This window comes from Streptococcus sp. HMSC068F04 (genome assembly GCF_001837455.1).
Taxonomy (GTDB): Bacteria; Bacillota; Bacilli; order Lactobacillales; family Streptococcaceae; genus Streptococcus; species Streptococcus salivarius_D.
Window position 1 is genome coordinate 23,532 of record NZ_KV832462.1, and the last position, 14,710, is coordinate 38,241.

Annotated in this window: 13 protein-coding genes and 1 pseudogene; 12 read left to right on the forward strand and 2 right to left on the reverse strand. The window is 40.4% G+C overall.

Translation table 11 applies throughout. From position 1 onward, the window contains the following. Complete coding sequence (locus tag HMPREF2571_RS01495) at window positions 1-2,067, forward strand: cation:proton antiporter (RefSeq protein ID WP_070847046.1); 2,067 nt, start codon at window positions 1-3, stop codon at window positions 2,065-2,067. A gap of 183 nt (window positions 2,068-2,250) precedes the next feature. Here HMPREF2571_RS01495 and HMPREF2571_RS01500 read toward each other — a convergent pair whose 3' ends face one another. Beyond that, window positions 2,251-3,033 carry an ABC transporter ATP-binding protein gene (locus HMPREF2571_RS01500; RefSeq protein ID WP_070847049.1) on the reverse strand — a complete coding sequence of 261 codons (783 nt, stop codon included), beginning with the start codon at window positions 3,031-3,033 and terminating at the stop codon, window positions 2,251-2,253. Between the two features lie 110 nt (window positions 3,034-3,143). Between HMPREF2571_RS01500 and HMPREF2571_RS01505 the strand changes: the two genes are divergently transcribed. From HMPREF2571_RS01505 to HMPREF2571_RS01520, 4 genes are all read left to right on the forward strand, one after another. Continuing rightward, entirely contained in the window at window positions 3,144-4,475 is a 1,332-nt protein-coding gene (locus HMPREF2571_RS01505) for a hemolysin family protein (protein WP_070847051.1), read from the forward strand. Between the two features lie 354 nt (window positions 4,476-4,829). Next, window positions 4,830-5,570, forward strand: a complete 741-nt coding sequence (locus HMPREF2571_RS01510) for an LPXTG cell wall anchor domain-containing protein (protein ID WP_070847053.1) — start codon at window positions 4,830-4,832, stop codon at window positions 5,568-5,570. A 186-nt stretch (window positions 5,571-5,756) separates the two neighbouring features. Then, the gene (pflA, locus tag HMPREF2571_RS01515; RefSeq protein ID WP_021143691.1) at window positions 5,757-6,557 is read left to right on the forward strand and encodes a pyruvate formate-lyase-activating protein; all 801 of its coding nucleotides are present in this window, start codon (window positions 5,757-5,759) and stop codon (window positions 6,555-6,557) included. Window positions 6,558-6,626: 69 nt separating this feature from the next. Beyond that, window positions 6,627-7,379: a hypothetical protein gene (locus HMPREF2571_RS01520; RefSeq protein ID WP_070847055.1), complete on the forward strand. Its 753-nt coding sequence runs from the start codon at window positions 6,627-6,629 to the stop codon at window positions 7,377-7,379. 80 nt (window positions 7,380-7,459) lie between these two features. Here the strand turns inward: HMPREF2571_RS01520 and HMPREF2571_RS01525 are convergent, their stop codons facing one another. Next, a complete protein-coding gene (locus HMPREF2571_RS01525; protein ID WP_002891687.1) occupies window positions 7,460-7,912 on the reverse strand; it encodes a universal stress protein in 453 nt (150 codons plus the stop codon). A 359-nt stretch (window positions 7,913-8,271) separates the two neighbouring features. On the opposite strand from HMPREF2571_RS01525, the gene HMPREF2571_RS01530 reads away from it, so the two are divergent. From HMPREF2571_RS01530 to HMPREF2571_RS10195, 7 genes and pseudogenes are all read left to right on the forward strand, one after another. Continuing rightward, the gene (locus tag HMPREF2571_RS01530) at window positions 8,272-9,486 is read left to right on the forward strand and encodes a pyridoxal phosphate-dependent aminotransferase (RefSeq protein WP_002884715.1); all 1,215 of its coding nucleotides are present in this window, start codon (window positions 8,272-8,274) and stop codon (window positions 9,484-9,486) included. 268 nt (window positions 9,487-9,754) lie between these two features. Further along, window positions 9,755-10,540 carry a GTP-sensing pleiotropic transcriptional regulator CodY gene (gene codY / locus HMPREF2571_RS01535; RefSeq protein WP_045772004.1) on the forward strand — a complete coding sequence of 262 codons (786 nt, stop codon included), beginning with the start codon at window positions 9,755-9,757 and terminating at the stop codon, window positions 10,538-10,540. Window positions 10,541-10,606: 66 nt separating this feature from the next. Next, window positions 10,607-11,158 carry a cysteine hydrolase family protein gene (locus HMPREF2571_RS01540; protein WP_004183314.1) on the forward strand — a complete coding sequence of 184 codons (552 nt, stop codon included), beginning with the start codon at window positions 10,607-10,609 and terminating at the stop codon, window positions 11,156-11,158. A 121-nt stretch (window positions 11,159-11,279) separates the two neighbouring features. After that, window positions 11,280-12,128, forward strand: coding sequence for a MetQ/NlpA family ABC transporter substrate-binding protein (locus HMPREF2571_RS01545; protein WP_045772002.1), 849 nt, complete (start codon window positions 11,280-11,282; stop codon window positions 12,126-12,128). A gap of 11 nt (window positions 12,129-12,139) precedes the next feature. Next, a complete protein-coding gene (gene msrA / locus HMPREF2571_RS01550) occupies window positions 12,140-12,649 on the forward strand; it encodes a peptide-methionine (S)-S-oxide reductase MsrA (RefSeq protein ID WP_045772001.1) in 510 nt (169 codons plus the stop codon). Between the two features lie 152 nt (window positions 12,650-12,801). Beyond that, entirely contained in the window at window positions 12,802-14,241 is a 1,440-nt protein-coding gene (locus tag HMPREF2571_RS01555) for a 6-phospho-beta-glucosidase (protein WP_070847057.1), read from the forward strand. A 20-nt stretch (window positions 14,242-14,261) separates the two neighbouring features. Beyond that, window positions 14,262-14,702: pseudogene (locus HMPREF2571_RS10195) on the forward strand (glycosyltransferase); the annotation flags it as partial. Between the last annotated feature and the right edge of the window lie 8 nt (window positions 14,703-14,710).

The window sequence follows — 14,710 nt, forward strand, 5'->3', positions numbered from 1 at the left end:
ATGCATTTATCATTAGCTTTGCTTGTTCTTCTTTTTAGCTTGATTTTATCGAATGTTATCAATCGTGTCTTTCCACGTCTTCCCCTACCTTTGATTCAAATTATTTTTGGAGTGGGTATTGGTTTTCTTTTGAAGGGACGCGCTTTCGAGCTTGAAACAGAACTTTTCCTAGCTTTCATTATTGCTCCCTTGCTGTTTCGGGAGGGTGAAGAAAGTGATATCACCAGTATTCTACGTAACTGGAAACTTATTCTATTTTTGATTTTTCCAGTTATCTTTGTGTCTACCTTGGGAATCGGTTATCTTGCTAAGGCCGTCTTGCCTGCTGCTGTGCCTTTGTCTGCCTGCCTAGCCATTGGGGCGGCTCTTGGGCCAACGGATTTAGTGGCCTATTCGGCTATTTCCAAACGCTTCAGTTTTCCAAAGTGGATTAGTTATATTTTGCAGGGGGAAGGTCTTCTGAACGATGCCTCTGGCTTGGTCGCCTTTCAGGTGGCAGTGACTGCATTGACAACAGGTGCCTTCTCCCTCCTTGGAGCAAGCTGGAATTTGCTTATTTCTGTGCTTGGTGGTTTTTTAGTTGGATTGATTACAGCCTTATTTAATCGCCTCTTTTTGACCATTTTGGACAATATGGATGCTGCAGATGTCACAGGTGCTCTCTTACTAGAGTTGGTACTACCGATTTCCTCTTACTTTGTAGCCGAGGAAATTCATGCTTCTGGAATTATTGCTGTTGTTGTAGCAGGGATTTCGCTTGCCAGTCGTTTCAAAAAAATCACCGTTTTTGATGCCAAGTTGGATAGTGTTTCTCATACGATTTGGGGAACCATTACCTTCATGCTTAATGGTATGGTCTTCTTCCTCTTGGGAACAGAACTTCCAACCCTAGCAGCCCCAGTACTGCGTAGTAGCACTTACGATAATCTCTGGATGCTTCTTGCTATCATCCTTTTAACAGCGACCATGTTTGGCATTCGCTTTGTTATGATTAGTGCGGTATTTGTCCAAAGAGCTTGGAGGGCCAAACGATCACTAAAAAAAATCTGGAAGGGTGCTACTCTGTTAACCTTTTCAGGTGTTAAAGGAACGGTTTCCATTGCAACTATCCTTTTGCTTCCAGTTGCCAATATGACGGCTTTGGAACATAGTCTCTTGCTCTTTACGGTAGCGGGTGTCACTTTATTAAGTTTCTTAACAGGGATTTTAGTCCTACCTAAGCTAGCCACTGGACCAGCCCACACGACCAACCATTATATGCAGATTGCCATTCTCAATGATGTGGTTGGAGAGCTAGAGAAGGACCTCAAGCAGTCTAAACATCAAGGAGCTATCTATGCAACTATTGACAATTATAATCAACGCTTGGAAGATTTAATCTTGGAGCAGGAATCAAATGATGTCAAAGAAGAGTTGGCCAATATCCGAGTCATGATTATGGAAATTGAGAGTGAGGGTCTGGAATATGCCTACAAGAAGGGTAAGATTTCAGAACTCGAATACAATCTCTACCAACGTTATATCAAGGGCTTGGAACGTCGTATCAACCGTGGATTTGTCTCTAGCCTTTCTTATGCCCTAGCTGTCTTTGTGCGTGGCCTTCGTAGATTGTTACACTTAGCTCTTACTTTCAAGTTTCGTATTAATCAGGATGAAACGAGAAGAGGTCCTAGGTTGACGGAAGAAAACCGCGACCATATGACTGAGCTCTATTTGACAAATACTGAGCAGATTTTGGAAGCCTTGAGTAATTTGGAAGGTGTTTATCACTCAGATCTCTTGTCTTATCTGAAACGCAGTCGCCTTCAAGAGGCTGAGATTATTCAATCAGGTGCCTTTGTTGAGCGGGTTATCACCCACCTTCATCCAGACAATATTGATGAAATGTTGCGAGGTTACTATTTGGAACGTAAGGTTATCAACGAGTACGAGCAGGCTGAACTTATTTCTAGCCGTTATGCCAAGCAGCTTCGTAAGGAAGTCAATACTTTGGAGGATTACTCTCTCAAAGAAACTAGCAACACGTTAACCTATGATATGATTAATCTGGCTCGAGGTCGAGCTTAAGCAATGAATGTTATCACAAAAAGAAGCCAAGAAAAATTTTGGCTTCTTGTTCATATATTTTTATAGAACAACTTATCGTTCCAGCCTTAATTTTGTATGGCGTATCGAAAATAAAAGAGGAGTAGTGATAAAAGAACAAGTCCCCCAGATAATGTCTGGGGGACTTGTTTCTTTGGGCGATTTTTATAGAAGAGGGTTAATGTAAAAACGATGGTCATCAATTGGAATAATTTGAACAGGATTTTGGTAGAAGTCAGCTAAAACTTCCGGTGTGATGATATCATTTTTTGGTCCTTGTGCCACGATTTTTCCTTGACGGAGTAGGAGAATGTGGTCCATTTTTTCAGTGATTTCTTCAGCGTGGTGGGTGACGTAAAGAACCAGTGGAGCATGTGGAAGTGAAGTGATACGGTCAATCTGACGTAAGAGCTTTTCGCGGGCAAAGAGATCCAAGCCAACAGTTGCTTCGTCAAGGATAATAATGTCGGGATTTTCCATCAGACTACGAGCAATCAAACAGATTTGCTTTTCTCCCTGAGAGAGACCATGGTATTTACGACCAATCAAATCTCCAGCACCAAGTGAAGTCAGCATATCCTTGGCTTCTTGTAGCTCTTTGTCTCCATAGGCTTTGTAGAGGATTGAACTCTTGTACTTACCCGTAAGGACGATTTTTTCAGCAGTCATATGTTGAGGCAGACGCTCAGTGATAAAGGAACTGACGATACCGATGTGTTGACGAAGACCTGTGATGTCTCCATTACCAAAGGTGTAGCCAAGTATCTCAGCCTTCCCTTCAGAAGGGAAAAATTCAGCTGTCAACAAACGCAAGAGGGTTGATTTTCCAGCACCGTTAAGTCCCAGGATAGCCCAAGTTTGACCTTTTTCAACTGTCCAGTTAAGGCCAGACAAAAGTGTTTTTCCTTGGCGGGCCAAACTGACATTTTCTAATCGTATAAGTGACATAAGTCTCTCCTTTGATGATAAATTACTCTAATTATAGCATAAAATAGACACCTTTATTGGGAAATTATGGTATAATAAAAGTCAGAATTTTTTTTAGAGGAGAAGAAAAAATGGAAGACTCGAGTGGTCAGTCCTTATTATTTCAATCTATTTTACTACTAATTTTAACCTTGCTTACAGCCTTTTTCTCAGCATCTGAGATGGCTCTCGTATCACTTAACCGCTCACGTGTAGAGCAAAAGGCAGAAGAAGGCGATAAGAAATTTATTCGCCTACTCAAGGTTCTTGAAAATCCAAACAACTTCCTATCAACTATCCAAGTTGGTATTACCTTTATTAGCCTCTTACAGGGGGCCAGTCTCTCTGCGTCACTAGGTGCAGTGATAGCAACTTGGTTTGGTCATGCAGCTTGGGCTAAGACAGCGGGTAGCATGATTTCTTTGGTTGTCTTGACCTATATCTCTATCGTTTTTGGGGAACTTTATCCAAAACGTATCGCTATGAATCTCAAGGAAAATCTAGCCATCTACTCGGCACCTGTCATTATTGTTACAGGTAAGATTGTTAGTCCCTTTGTTTGGATTCTTTCGGCGTCAACCAATCTTTTGTCTCGTTTGACACCTGCGACCTTTGATGATGCAGATGAACAGATGACACGTGATGAGATTGAGTACATGTTGACAAAGAGTGAGGATACACTTGAGGCTGAAGAAATTGAAATGCTCCAGGGGGTATTCTCTCTTGATGAATTGATGGCGCGTGAGGTTATGGTTCCTCGTACAGATGCCTTCATGATTGATATTGAAGACAACACTCAAGAAAATATCCAAGCTATTCTCAAGGAAAGTTTCTCTCGTATTCCTGTTTACGAAGATGACAAGGATAAGATTATCGGTGTCATTCATACTAAAAACCTTCTAAAAGCAGGTTTTGAACTTGGTTTTGAAAATATCAAACTTCGTCGAATCATGAATGAACCACTCTTTGTTCCTGAGACTATCTTCGTAGATGATCTCTTGGCAGCCTTTCGTAACACCAATAATCAGATGGCTATCTTGCTTGATGAATACGGTGGCGTTGCTGGTCTTGTTACCTTCGAGGACCTTTTGGAAGAAATCGTTGGTGAGATTGACGACGAAACAGATAAATCTAGTGTGGAAGTTCGTGAAATTGGTGAGAATACCTATATTGTCGAGGGAGCTATGACTCTTAACGACTTCAATGAACATTTTGATACAGAACTTGAGAGTGATGACGTTGATACTATCGCAGGTTATTATTTGACTGGTGTGGGAGCCATTCCAACTCAAGAAGTCAAGGAACACTATGCAGTTATCAACAAGGACAAACACCTCGAATTTATCAATGATAAGGTTAAGGATGGTCGTGTAACCAAACTTAAGGTAATCATCACGGCAGCTCCAGAAGAGGCAGAAGAATAGTTTTCTACATGTTTTTATTAGAAAATATTGGAACTTAAAAGCGACTATTTACTAATTAGGCACTTTCTCTCATTATGAGTGAAAGTGCTTTTTCTTATCTATCTTGGAATATCAGCTTATCAAAATAATAAGATTAGAAAACGTCTATAAAACACGTCATAAAGCCTTTTTTACCTATCAAAACTACCGGACTTTGTCAGAAAAACAACCATAATTTCGAAGATAATCTAACATTTTTCAGTGTATTGATAGATTTAGAATAAAAATAAATAAGATTTTAATTAAAACAGTCTTTTATTACTTTTTTATGGTAGAATATAAATTAACTGATAAATGAAAAAAAGGAGAATCTTGATGGCTTCTAAAAAATCTATATATAGTAGCTTGCTTTTACTCACCCTTACCCTAGGAGCTTTTGTACCAGTAACTTCTTTTGCGGACGATGGTATTGCGACAAATGATGCTGTTCTTACACAACCAACGACAGATCGTGCAGTAACTGGTCCTTCAACAGCCCCAAGTGATGGTGACTTGGCTCGTAGCAATGATTCAAACACAGGTGCGGCAACGCCAGCAACACCAACACCTACAGTTCCTGAAGTACCAGCTGAGCCAACAACACCAGCAACTCCAGAAACACCTGCGACACCGGCTCCAACAGCTGATTCATCAACAAAACCAGCTGATAAACCAACTGAGAAACCAGCCGATAAGCCGGAAGACCCAGCTTCAGCAACTGATAAAGGGACAAGCGAAGCACCTCAAAACCCTGAAACTCCAGCAGTCAATGTTAATGGACAACCTGTTGTTACTGTAACACCGACAGCTCCAGTTATCACTGCAGCTGGCCAAACAATTGTGTCTACACAAAATAGCCAAATTGTTATCGCTAACACTGATGGTACAACAAGTGTTGTTGCTCCTGAAACAGTAGGATTCAAAGTGAACGCTGACGGTACATTGACTGGTAAAGATGCTAAAGGTAAGGAAGTTACACTTCCTAAGACTGGTGAAGCATCAACAGTAATCTTGACAATGGCAGGAACATTCTTCCTTGCTGCTGCAGCCTTTTTGGGGCTTAAGAAACGTGCCTAATAATATAGATGATAAAAGACTGGATTTTTCCAGTTTTTTTGTTTTTCTTCTGGTATAGTATAGATTTCCCTTAATTTCAGATGTATTATAGTATAACCTTTGCCTGAATTCAGGCAGATATGGAGCATGTTTCTGATAAAAGAGGTATAATAAAAACATGTAAAAAGCGTTTTCAAGGAGGCTGCCATGGCAGAAATTGATTACAGTCAGGTGACTGGACTTGTTCATTCAACCGAAAGTTTTGGATCCGTAGATGGTCCTGGTATCCGTTTTATTGTTTTCATGCAAGGCTGTAAGATGCGTTGCCAATATTGTCATAACCCAGATACTTGGGCTATGGAGTCAAATAAGGCTGTTGAACGTACAGTTGAAGATGTCTTAGATGAGGCTCTTCGTTTCCGTCATTTCTGGGGTGAGCATGGTGGTATCACTGTATCAGGTGGTGAGGCCATGCTTCAGATTGATTTTGTCACTGCCCTCTTTACAGAGGCTAAGAAGCTAGGGATTCATTGTACGCTTGATACTTGTGGGTTTGCTTACCGCAATACTCCTGAATATCATGAAGTTGTTGACAAACTTTTGGCTGTTACTGACTTGGTCCTACTTGACATCAAAGAGATTGATCCTGAACAACACAAGTTTGTGACCCGTCAACCTAATAAGAATATTTTGGAATTTGCTCAATATCTGTCTGATAAACAAGTTCCAGTCTGGATTCGCCATGTTTTGGTACCTGGTTTGACAGACTTTGACGAACACTTGGTTAAGCTTGGTGAGTTTGTAAAGACCTTGAAAAATGTCGATAAATTTGAAATTCTTCCCTATCATACAATGGGTGAGTTCAAATGGCGTGAGCTCGGTATTCCATATCCTTTGGAAGGGGTCAAACCACCAACTGCAGATCGGGTTAAAAATGCCAAAGCTCTCATGCACACTGAAACGTATCAAGAGTATAAAAATCGTATCGGTGTCAAAACCTTGGATTGAAAAAGAAGCTCTTGACAAGAGCTTTTTAACTTTGCTATTATTTAGGGAGCAATAAAGAGCAGGTAAATTATGTTTCGTATTTTAAAATTTGATGATGACTTTGTTTATCTCAGTCATCCTGACGGGCGACTTAAGAAAATAGATCGCACGCTTTTTGATTTTGATATAAAATTAGGAGATCGTATTGATGTCTACCAAGATGGGGACTTGACAGTTGTTACTCCGGCAGAAGTCCAGACGGACTTGAGCCTAGAGGGAGACAAATCTGTTAAATCACACCTCTTGCAAGGGATTTTAGATCTTTTCCTTGAAACCCTTAATATTCACAATAATCATTTGGGTGACTTGAAGAAGATTTTCACACAGTTATTGATTACACTCTTCATGGCTTGGAGCTTGTTGGGAGTTATTCTGGTTGAGATTCTTCTTTTTGCAGAGTCAATTATTGTCTTCTTATGGAGACTCTTGGTTCGTCTTATTAAGTGGATGCATATTAAAGACAACACTAAGGTCTTGATTGATGAGACGCAAAAACGTCATGCTAAGCGTGAGCGTCAAAAAGCTCAAAGACGTGAGCAGGAAAGACGTCGTCAGGAAGAATTTGAAGAACGTGAATATCTTCGTGAAACAGAACGTCAAAAGGAACTCATGATTGTTGAAGCTAGCCTTAGTCAGGAAGCAGAACGTGAGAGCCTTTCAACTAGCCTTGCTTTGGAGCAAGCAGGTGCCTCAAGTCAATCTGCTAGTGAAGACTTGGCCGAAGAAAGCCAGTCAACTTCAGAGTCAGAAGTAATGTCTGAATCAGCAAAGTCTGAAAAATAGAACAAAAAAAGAACTGAGATTTAGGATCTCGGTTCTTTTTCATATGAGAAAAGCACCAGAGGTGCTTTTGTGAGAGGTGACTAAAGTGTTTTTTCAGAGTCACGAACAATGAGCAAGTCAACTTTTGCGTGACGGAGAATGTATTCAGAAGATGAACCAATAAGCAAGCGTTCAAAAGTATTGAGACCTGTGGCACCAACCATAATAAGGTCAACATTTTCCTTATCAGGGATATCAACAGCCAAGAGGCTCTTAGGATTACCGAACTCAATAACTTTGCGAATCTTGGTTAAACCAGCTTCTCTGGCTTGGCGTTCAAAGTCAGCCAAAACAGCTTTAGCTTCGTCTTCTAGTTTTTCATAGATGTAAGAGTCGAAAGTCGCAACGCTTTGAAGGGCGCGTGTATCGATAACGTGTACCAATAGTAACTGAGCATTATTACGTTTTGCAACGTGCACACCTTTAATAAAGGCCAGTTCTGATTCGTAAGAACCGTCGATAGCTACCATAATACGTTCATATTGTTGAGACATAAGCTCTACCTCCTATCTTTAGCTTTATTATACTCCTTTAATCTAAAAAATGAAAGCGTTGTTATAGATTTTCTGAAATCTTTTTTTGACTGCTTACTTTAGGATGCTCTTAGTAATGTGAAGATTTCAGTATTATCTAAAAATTGAAGATTGCTTGAAAAAGAGGTATAATACAATCTGTTATTAGCTTCGTAAGAAACATGATAATTAAAAAAGAGGAAGACAAGTCTTCAGAAATGATACCAAATGGCCAAGCCTAAAGTTGGTGTCAATAAAAGTGGAAATCCCCATCAGGTGTTGAATTTTCTTATTTTCTGCTAGATGTATCTGCTTTTAGTATCTTTTGAAAGGATTAACTTATGAAAACATTTGATAAATCATCAAAGTTGGATCACGTTGCCTATGATATTCGTGGACCAGTTTTGGATGAAGCCAACCGTATGATTGCCAATGGTGAAAAGATTCTTCGTCTTAATACAGGAAATCCTGCGGAATTTGGCTTTACAGCACCGGATGAAGTCATTCGTGATTTAATTATGAATGTTCGTAACAGTGAAGGGTATTCGGATAGTAAGGGGATTTTCTCAGCTCGTAAGGCGATTATGCAGTACTGCCAGCTAAAGGGATTCCCAAATGTAGATATTGATGATATTTATATTGGTAATGGTGTTTCAGAGATGATTTCCATGTCTATGCAGGCCTTGCTTGATGATGGAGATGAGGTCTTGGTCCCAATGCCTGACTATCCTCTTTGGACAGCCTGCGTCAGTCTAGCAGGCGGTAATGCTGTACACTATGTCTGTGATGAAAAATCTAACTGGTATCCAGATATTGATGATATCAAATCAAAGATTACGTCAAATACTAAGGCAATTGTAGTCATCAATCCTAATAATCCTACAGGTTCACTCTATCCTAAGGATGTCCTTGAACAGATTGTGGATATTGCTCGACAAAATGATTTGATTATCTTTGCGGATGAGATTTATGACCGCTTGGTTATGGATGGTAAAAAGCATACTGCGATTGCTAGTCTTGCACCAGATGTTTTCTGTGTGTCTATGAATGGTCTTTCTAAGTCTCACCGCATCTGTGGTTTCCGTGTAGGTTGGATGGTTCTCTCTGGACCTAAAAAGAACGTCAAAGGCTATATTGAAGGGCTTAATATGTTGGCCAACATGCGTCTTTGTGCTAATGTGCTCTCTCAGCACGTTATTCAGACTTCACTTGGTGGCTACCAATCTGTGGATGAGCTCTTGATTCCTGGCGGGCGTATCTATGAACAACGTGAGTTTATCACGAATACCGTAAACGCTATTCCAGGGCTTTCAGCTGTTAAACCAGATGCAGGGCTCTATATCTTCCCTAAAATTGACCGTAATATGTATGATATTGAAGATGATGAAGAATTCTGTCTTCGTCTCTTGAAGAAGGAGAAGGTTCTCCTAGTTCCAGGTAAAGGCTTTAACTGGAATGAACCAGATCACTTCCGTATTGTCTACCTTCCTCGTGTGGAAGAGTTGGCTGATCTCGGTAACAAAATCGAACGAGTCTTGTCATATTACAAGCGTTAATTTCTTGAAAAACTGGACAAAAAGGCTTGTCCAGTTTTTATTGTCTCTAAAAAGGGAGATGTATTTTAGAAAAATCCGAACGTTTTTCCTAAAAATGCCATAATATACTTAATATAATGAATAGTAGAATAATAAATAATTTTCAGACAATTGTTTGCAATTTCTGGGTTAAGTGTGCTATAATGATAGGGCTAGTAGGTCTTGACGCAGAAGATTAGTACAAGGCTTGATATTATTATGATTACAATAGAAAGTGAAGACAATAAATATGGCAAATTTGCTGGCTAAAACACGTAAAATTACATCTATCTTGCAACGCTCAGTAGACAGCTTGGAAGGAGATCTTCCATATAACAATATGGCTGCTCAATTGGCGGATATCATTGATTGTAACGCTGCTATCGTTAATGGTGGTGGTGCTCTCCTTGGTTTTGCCATGAAGTACAAAACCAACACTGATCGTGTGGAAGAGTTTTTTGAAGCCAAACAACTTCCAGAAGAATACACACGTGGTATCAGCCGTGTTTATGACACTCAAGAAAACATTGGTATTGACAGTGACTTGACCATTTTCCCTGTGGAATCAAAAGACGACTTCCCAGATGGTTTGACTACAATTGCCCCTATCTATGGTGGTGGTATGCGTCTTGGTTCTTTCATCATTTGGCGTAACGATCATGACTTTGTAGATGAAGATCTTATCTTGGTTGAGATTGCCTCTACAGTAGTTGGGTTGCAGTTGTTGAATCTTCAAACAGAGAACTTGGAAGAAACAATTCGTAAACAGACAGCTATTAACATGGCTATTAATACCTTGTCTTACTCGGAAATCAAGGCAGTTTCAGCTATCTTGAATGAGTTGGACGGTTTGGAAGGCCGCTTGACAGCGTCTGTTATCGCTGACCGTATTGGAATCACACGTTCAGTTATCGTTAATGCCCTTCGTAAGTTGGAATCAGCTGGTATTATTGAGAGCCGTTCACTCGGTATGAAAGGGACTTATCTTAAAGTCCTTAACGAAGGTATCTACGATAAATTGAAAGAATACGAATAAGAAGAATACTGAAGGAAAGTGAGGTAGGAGGAACCTGCCCCACTTTTTTTAAAAGGAGAAAGTAATATGACAAAGGCATTGATATCAATTGATTACTCTTATGATTTTGTGGCAGATGATGGGAAGTTGACGGCTGGAAAGCCTGCCCAAGCCATTGAAGACCGCATTGCCCAGGTAACTCAAGAGGCCTATGATAATGGGGATTATATCTTCGTTGCTATGGACCGACATGATGAAGGAGATACCTTCCATCCTGAAACCAAGCTCTTTCCACCGCACAATATTGCAGGGACATCTGGGCGAGAGCTTTATGGAAAGTTAGCTGGTGTATATGATGCCATCAAGGATGATAATCGTGTCTTTTGGATGGACAAGCGACACTATTCAGCCTTTTCGGGAACGGATTTAGATATTCGTTTGCGTGAACGTCGTGTGACGACAGTTGTTTTGACAGGAGTTTTAACAGATATTTGTGTGCTGCATACAGCCATTGATGCCTATAATTTAGGCTATGATATCGAGGTTGTAGCAAGTGCAACAGCCTCCTTGACGCCTGAAGCTCATGACTTTGCTATCGGGCATTTTAAGAATGTGCTTGGAGCAACAATTGTGGAGTAAGAGTTAGTTCTTACTCTTTTTTTGATAGCTCCTCCCTATCAATTGATTAAGAATATGAATTAGTCAAGCAAGTTTTTTCGTGTTAGACTGGAACCACTTATTTATTTGAGAGGAGACAATTATGAAGATGAAACGTTTATTAGGTATCGTAGCACTTGCTATTGCTTCTGTAGGGATTTTAGCGGCTTGTGGCAAGGATGCTGCTAAGGATAAGACAGTGGTACGAGTGGGAACCATGGCTAAGAGTGAGTCTGAGCAAGCACGCTGGGATAAGGTTGAAGAAATTTTGAAAAAAGAAGGAATTACGCTGAAGTTTAGTGAGTTTACGGACTATTCTCAACCTAACGTAGCTCTAAATAATGGTGAGATTGATATCAACGCTTTCCAACACTATAATTTCCTTGATAACTGGAATGCGGACCATAAGACTGACCTAGTACCAATTGCAGAGACTTATTTTACAGCTTTCCGTGTTTACTCAGGAACACAGGGTGGTAAGAATAAATACAAGGATATTAAAGAATTGCCAGATGGTGCTACGATTGCCATCCCAAATGATGCTGTCAATGAAAGTCGTGCCCTAAACCTCTTGCAGTCTGCAGGTTTGATTAAGCTTAGTGTCGATGCTGACGATAAAGCTAAATTGACTGATATCAGTGAAAATAAGAAGAATCTAAATATCAAAGAAGTTGATGCGGCTCAAACAGCTGCTAACCTAGATTCTGTAGATGCGGCTATCATTAATAATGACTTCGTAACAGAGGCTGGAATTGATCCTAAGACAGCTATCTACGTGGAACCTGCAAGTAAAAATACTAAGCAATGGTACAACCTACTTGTTGCCCAAAAAGGTTGGGAAAAATCAGATAAGGCTGATGCTATTAAGAAAGTCATCAAAGCCTATCATACTGACGAAGTGAAAGAAGTCATCAAGAAATCGTCTCAAGGTTTGGATGAGCCGGTTTGGTAAGAGAGGACGCTATGGAAAGAGCTATTTTTGCTGGAGGGTGTTTCTGGTGTATGGTGCAGCCTTTTGAAGAACAGCCTGGAATTTTATCTGTTCGTTCTGGTTATACAGGCGGACATGTACCTAATCCATCTTATGAGGAGGTTTGTCGAAAAACGACGGGTCATACAGAGGCGGTAGAAATTATTTTTGATCCAGAAATTATTTCTTTCTCTGAGTTAGTTGAGATTTATTGGGCTCAGACAGATCCAACGGATGCGTTTGGTCAATTTGAGGATCGTGGCGATAACTATCGTCCTGTGATTTATTATTTTGATGAGCGTCAAAAGGAAATTGCTGAACAGTCTAAGGAAACTCTTCAGAACTCAGGACGTTTTGACAGTCCTATTGTGACGAAGATTGAACCTGCAGAGACTTTCTATGAAGCAGAAACCTATCACCAGGGATTTTATAAGACTAATCCTGAACGTTATGCACAGAGTAGTGCCATTCGTCACCAATTCTTAGAAGAAAATTGGAAATGAAATATAATCGAGAGTGGGAATCCATCCTACTCTCGTTTTTTTGTCTGGAATCATAGGATAGTATCAGTTTTTCGTAGTTTACTATAAGAAAACGATTCCAGATTAGTATATACTATTACTGAAATAATCTTGAATCATAAAGAGGTAGAACAATGACTAAAAAAATGACTTTTCCTGATGGATTTTTGTGGGGTGGAGCGACAGCAGCCAACCAATGTGAGGGGGCCTATGATGCTGATGGGCGTGGTCTAGCCAATGTTGATGTGGTGCCAATTGGTGAGGATCGCCTTTCAATTATCACTGGACGTCGTAAGATGTTTGATTTTGAGGATGGCTATTTCTATCCAGCTAAGGAAAGTATCGACATGTACCATCGTTACAAGGAAGATATTGCTCTCTTTGGTGAAATGGGCTTTAAGACCTATCGTCTTTCTATTGCTTGGTCACGTATTTTTCCTAAGGGGGATGAGGCTGAGCCCAATGAAGCTGGGCTTGCCTTTTATGAGGACCTCTTCAAGGAATGTCATAAGTATGGTATTGAACCTTTGGTGACAATCACACACTTTGATTGTCCCATGCACTTGATTACCGAGTATGGTGGTTGGCGTAACCGTAAGATGCTTGGTTTCTATGAAAATCTTTGCCGTACCCTTTTCACACGTTATAAAGGTTTGGTTAAGTACTGGCTCACATTCAATGAAATCAATATGATTCTCCATGCACCATTTATGGGAGCAGGACTCTGCTTTGAAGAGGGTGAGAATGAGGAGCAGGTTAAATACCAAGCAGCTCACCATGAGTTGGTAGCTTCAGCTATGGTGACGAAGTTGGCCCATGAGATTGATCCTGAAAATAAGGTTGGTTGTATGTTGGCAGCAGGTCAATATTATCCAAATACAGCCCACCCACGTGACTACTGGGCAGCCATGCAAGAAGACCGTAGTAGTTATTTCTTTATTGATGTTCAAGCTCGTGGAGAGTATCCAAATTATGCTAAGAAACAGTGGGAACGTGATGGCATTGAGATTGAGATGACTGAAGAAGATTTGGCCCTTCTTAAAGAGCATACTGTTGATTTTGTTTCTTTCTCTTACTATGCAAGTCGTGTGGCTTCAGGTGATCCAGAAGTTAATGAAAAGACAGCAGGAAATATCTTTGCCTCTATTAAAAATCCATATTTGGAAGCTTCAGAATGGGGTTGGCAAATTGACCCACTAGGTCTTCGTATTACCCTTAACGCCATTTGGAATCGTTATCAAAAACCGATGTTTATCGTTGAAAATGGTCTCGGTGCTGTGGATACTCCAGATGAAAATGGTTATGTTGAAGATGATTACCGTATCGACTACTTGGCAGCCCACATCAAGGCCATGCGTGATGCTATCAATGAAGATGGTGTAGAGCTTTGGGGCTACACAACATGGGGCTGTATTGACCTTGTTTCTGCTGGAACTGGTGAAATGAAGAAACGTTATGGTTTTATCTATGTGGACCGTGACAACGATGGTAATGGTAGCCTTAAACGCTCTAAGAAGAAATCATTTAACTGGTACAAAGAAGTTATCGCAAGTAACGGTGCCTCTGTAGAATAGTCTATGAGTTCTCGACTAATGACATCTACGGTAAAGGTGGGGAGCAAGAGAATCTACAAGATCTGATTGATACTCTTGGGGCGAATGATTATATCAAACTTAGAGGACATGCGGATTTGCAGGAAGTTTACCCGCAGTATGAACTTTACGTCACCACCTCTCAGTGGGAGACCTTTGGTTTGACTCTGATGGAAGCGGTAGGAGCAGGTTTAGCCCTGGTTGGTTTTGATGCCCGTTATGGCAATCCAACCTTTATCAAAGATGGTGAGAATGGCTATCTGGTTCCTTATAGCGAGACTATGGATGAGGACCTCCTTGTTTCTCAGATGGCGGATAAAATTGTATTTGCCTTAGAGAGTGATCTTGAGTCTATGCACCAAGTCTCATACGACCTGGCAAAACAGTATTTGAAACCTGTAATTCTAGAGGCTTGGAGAAAGCTCTTGATAGCCATACGATAAGTGTTTTG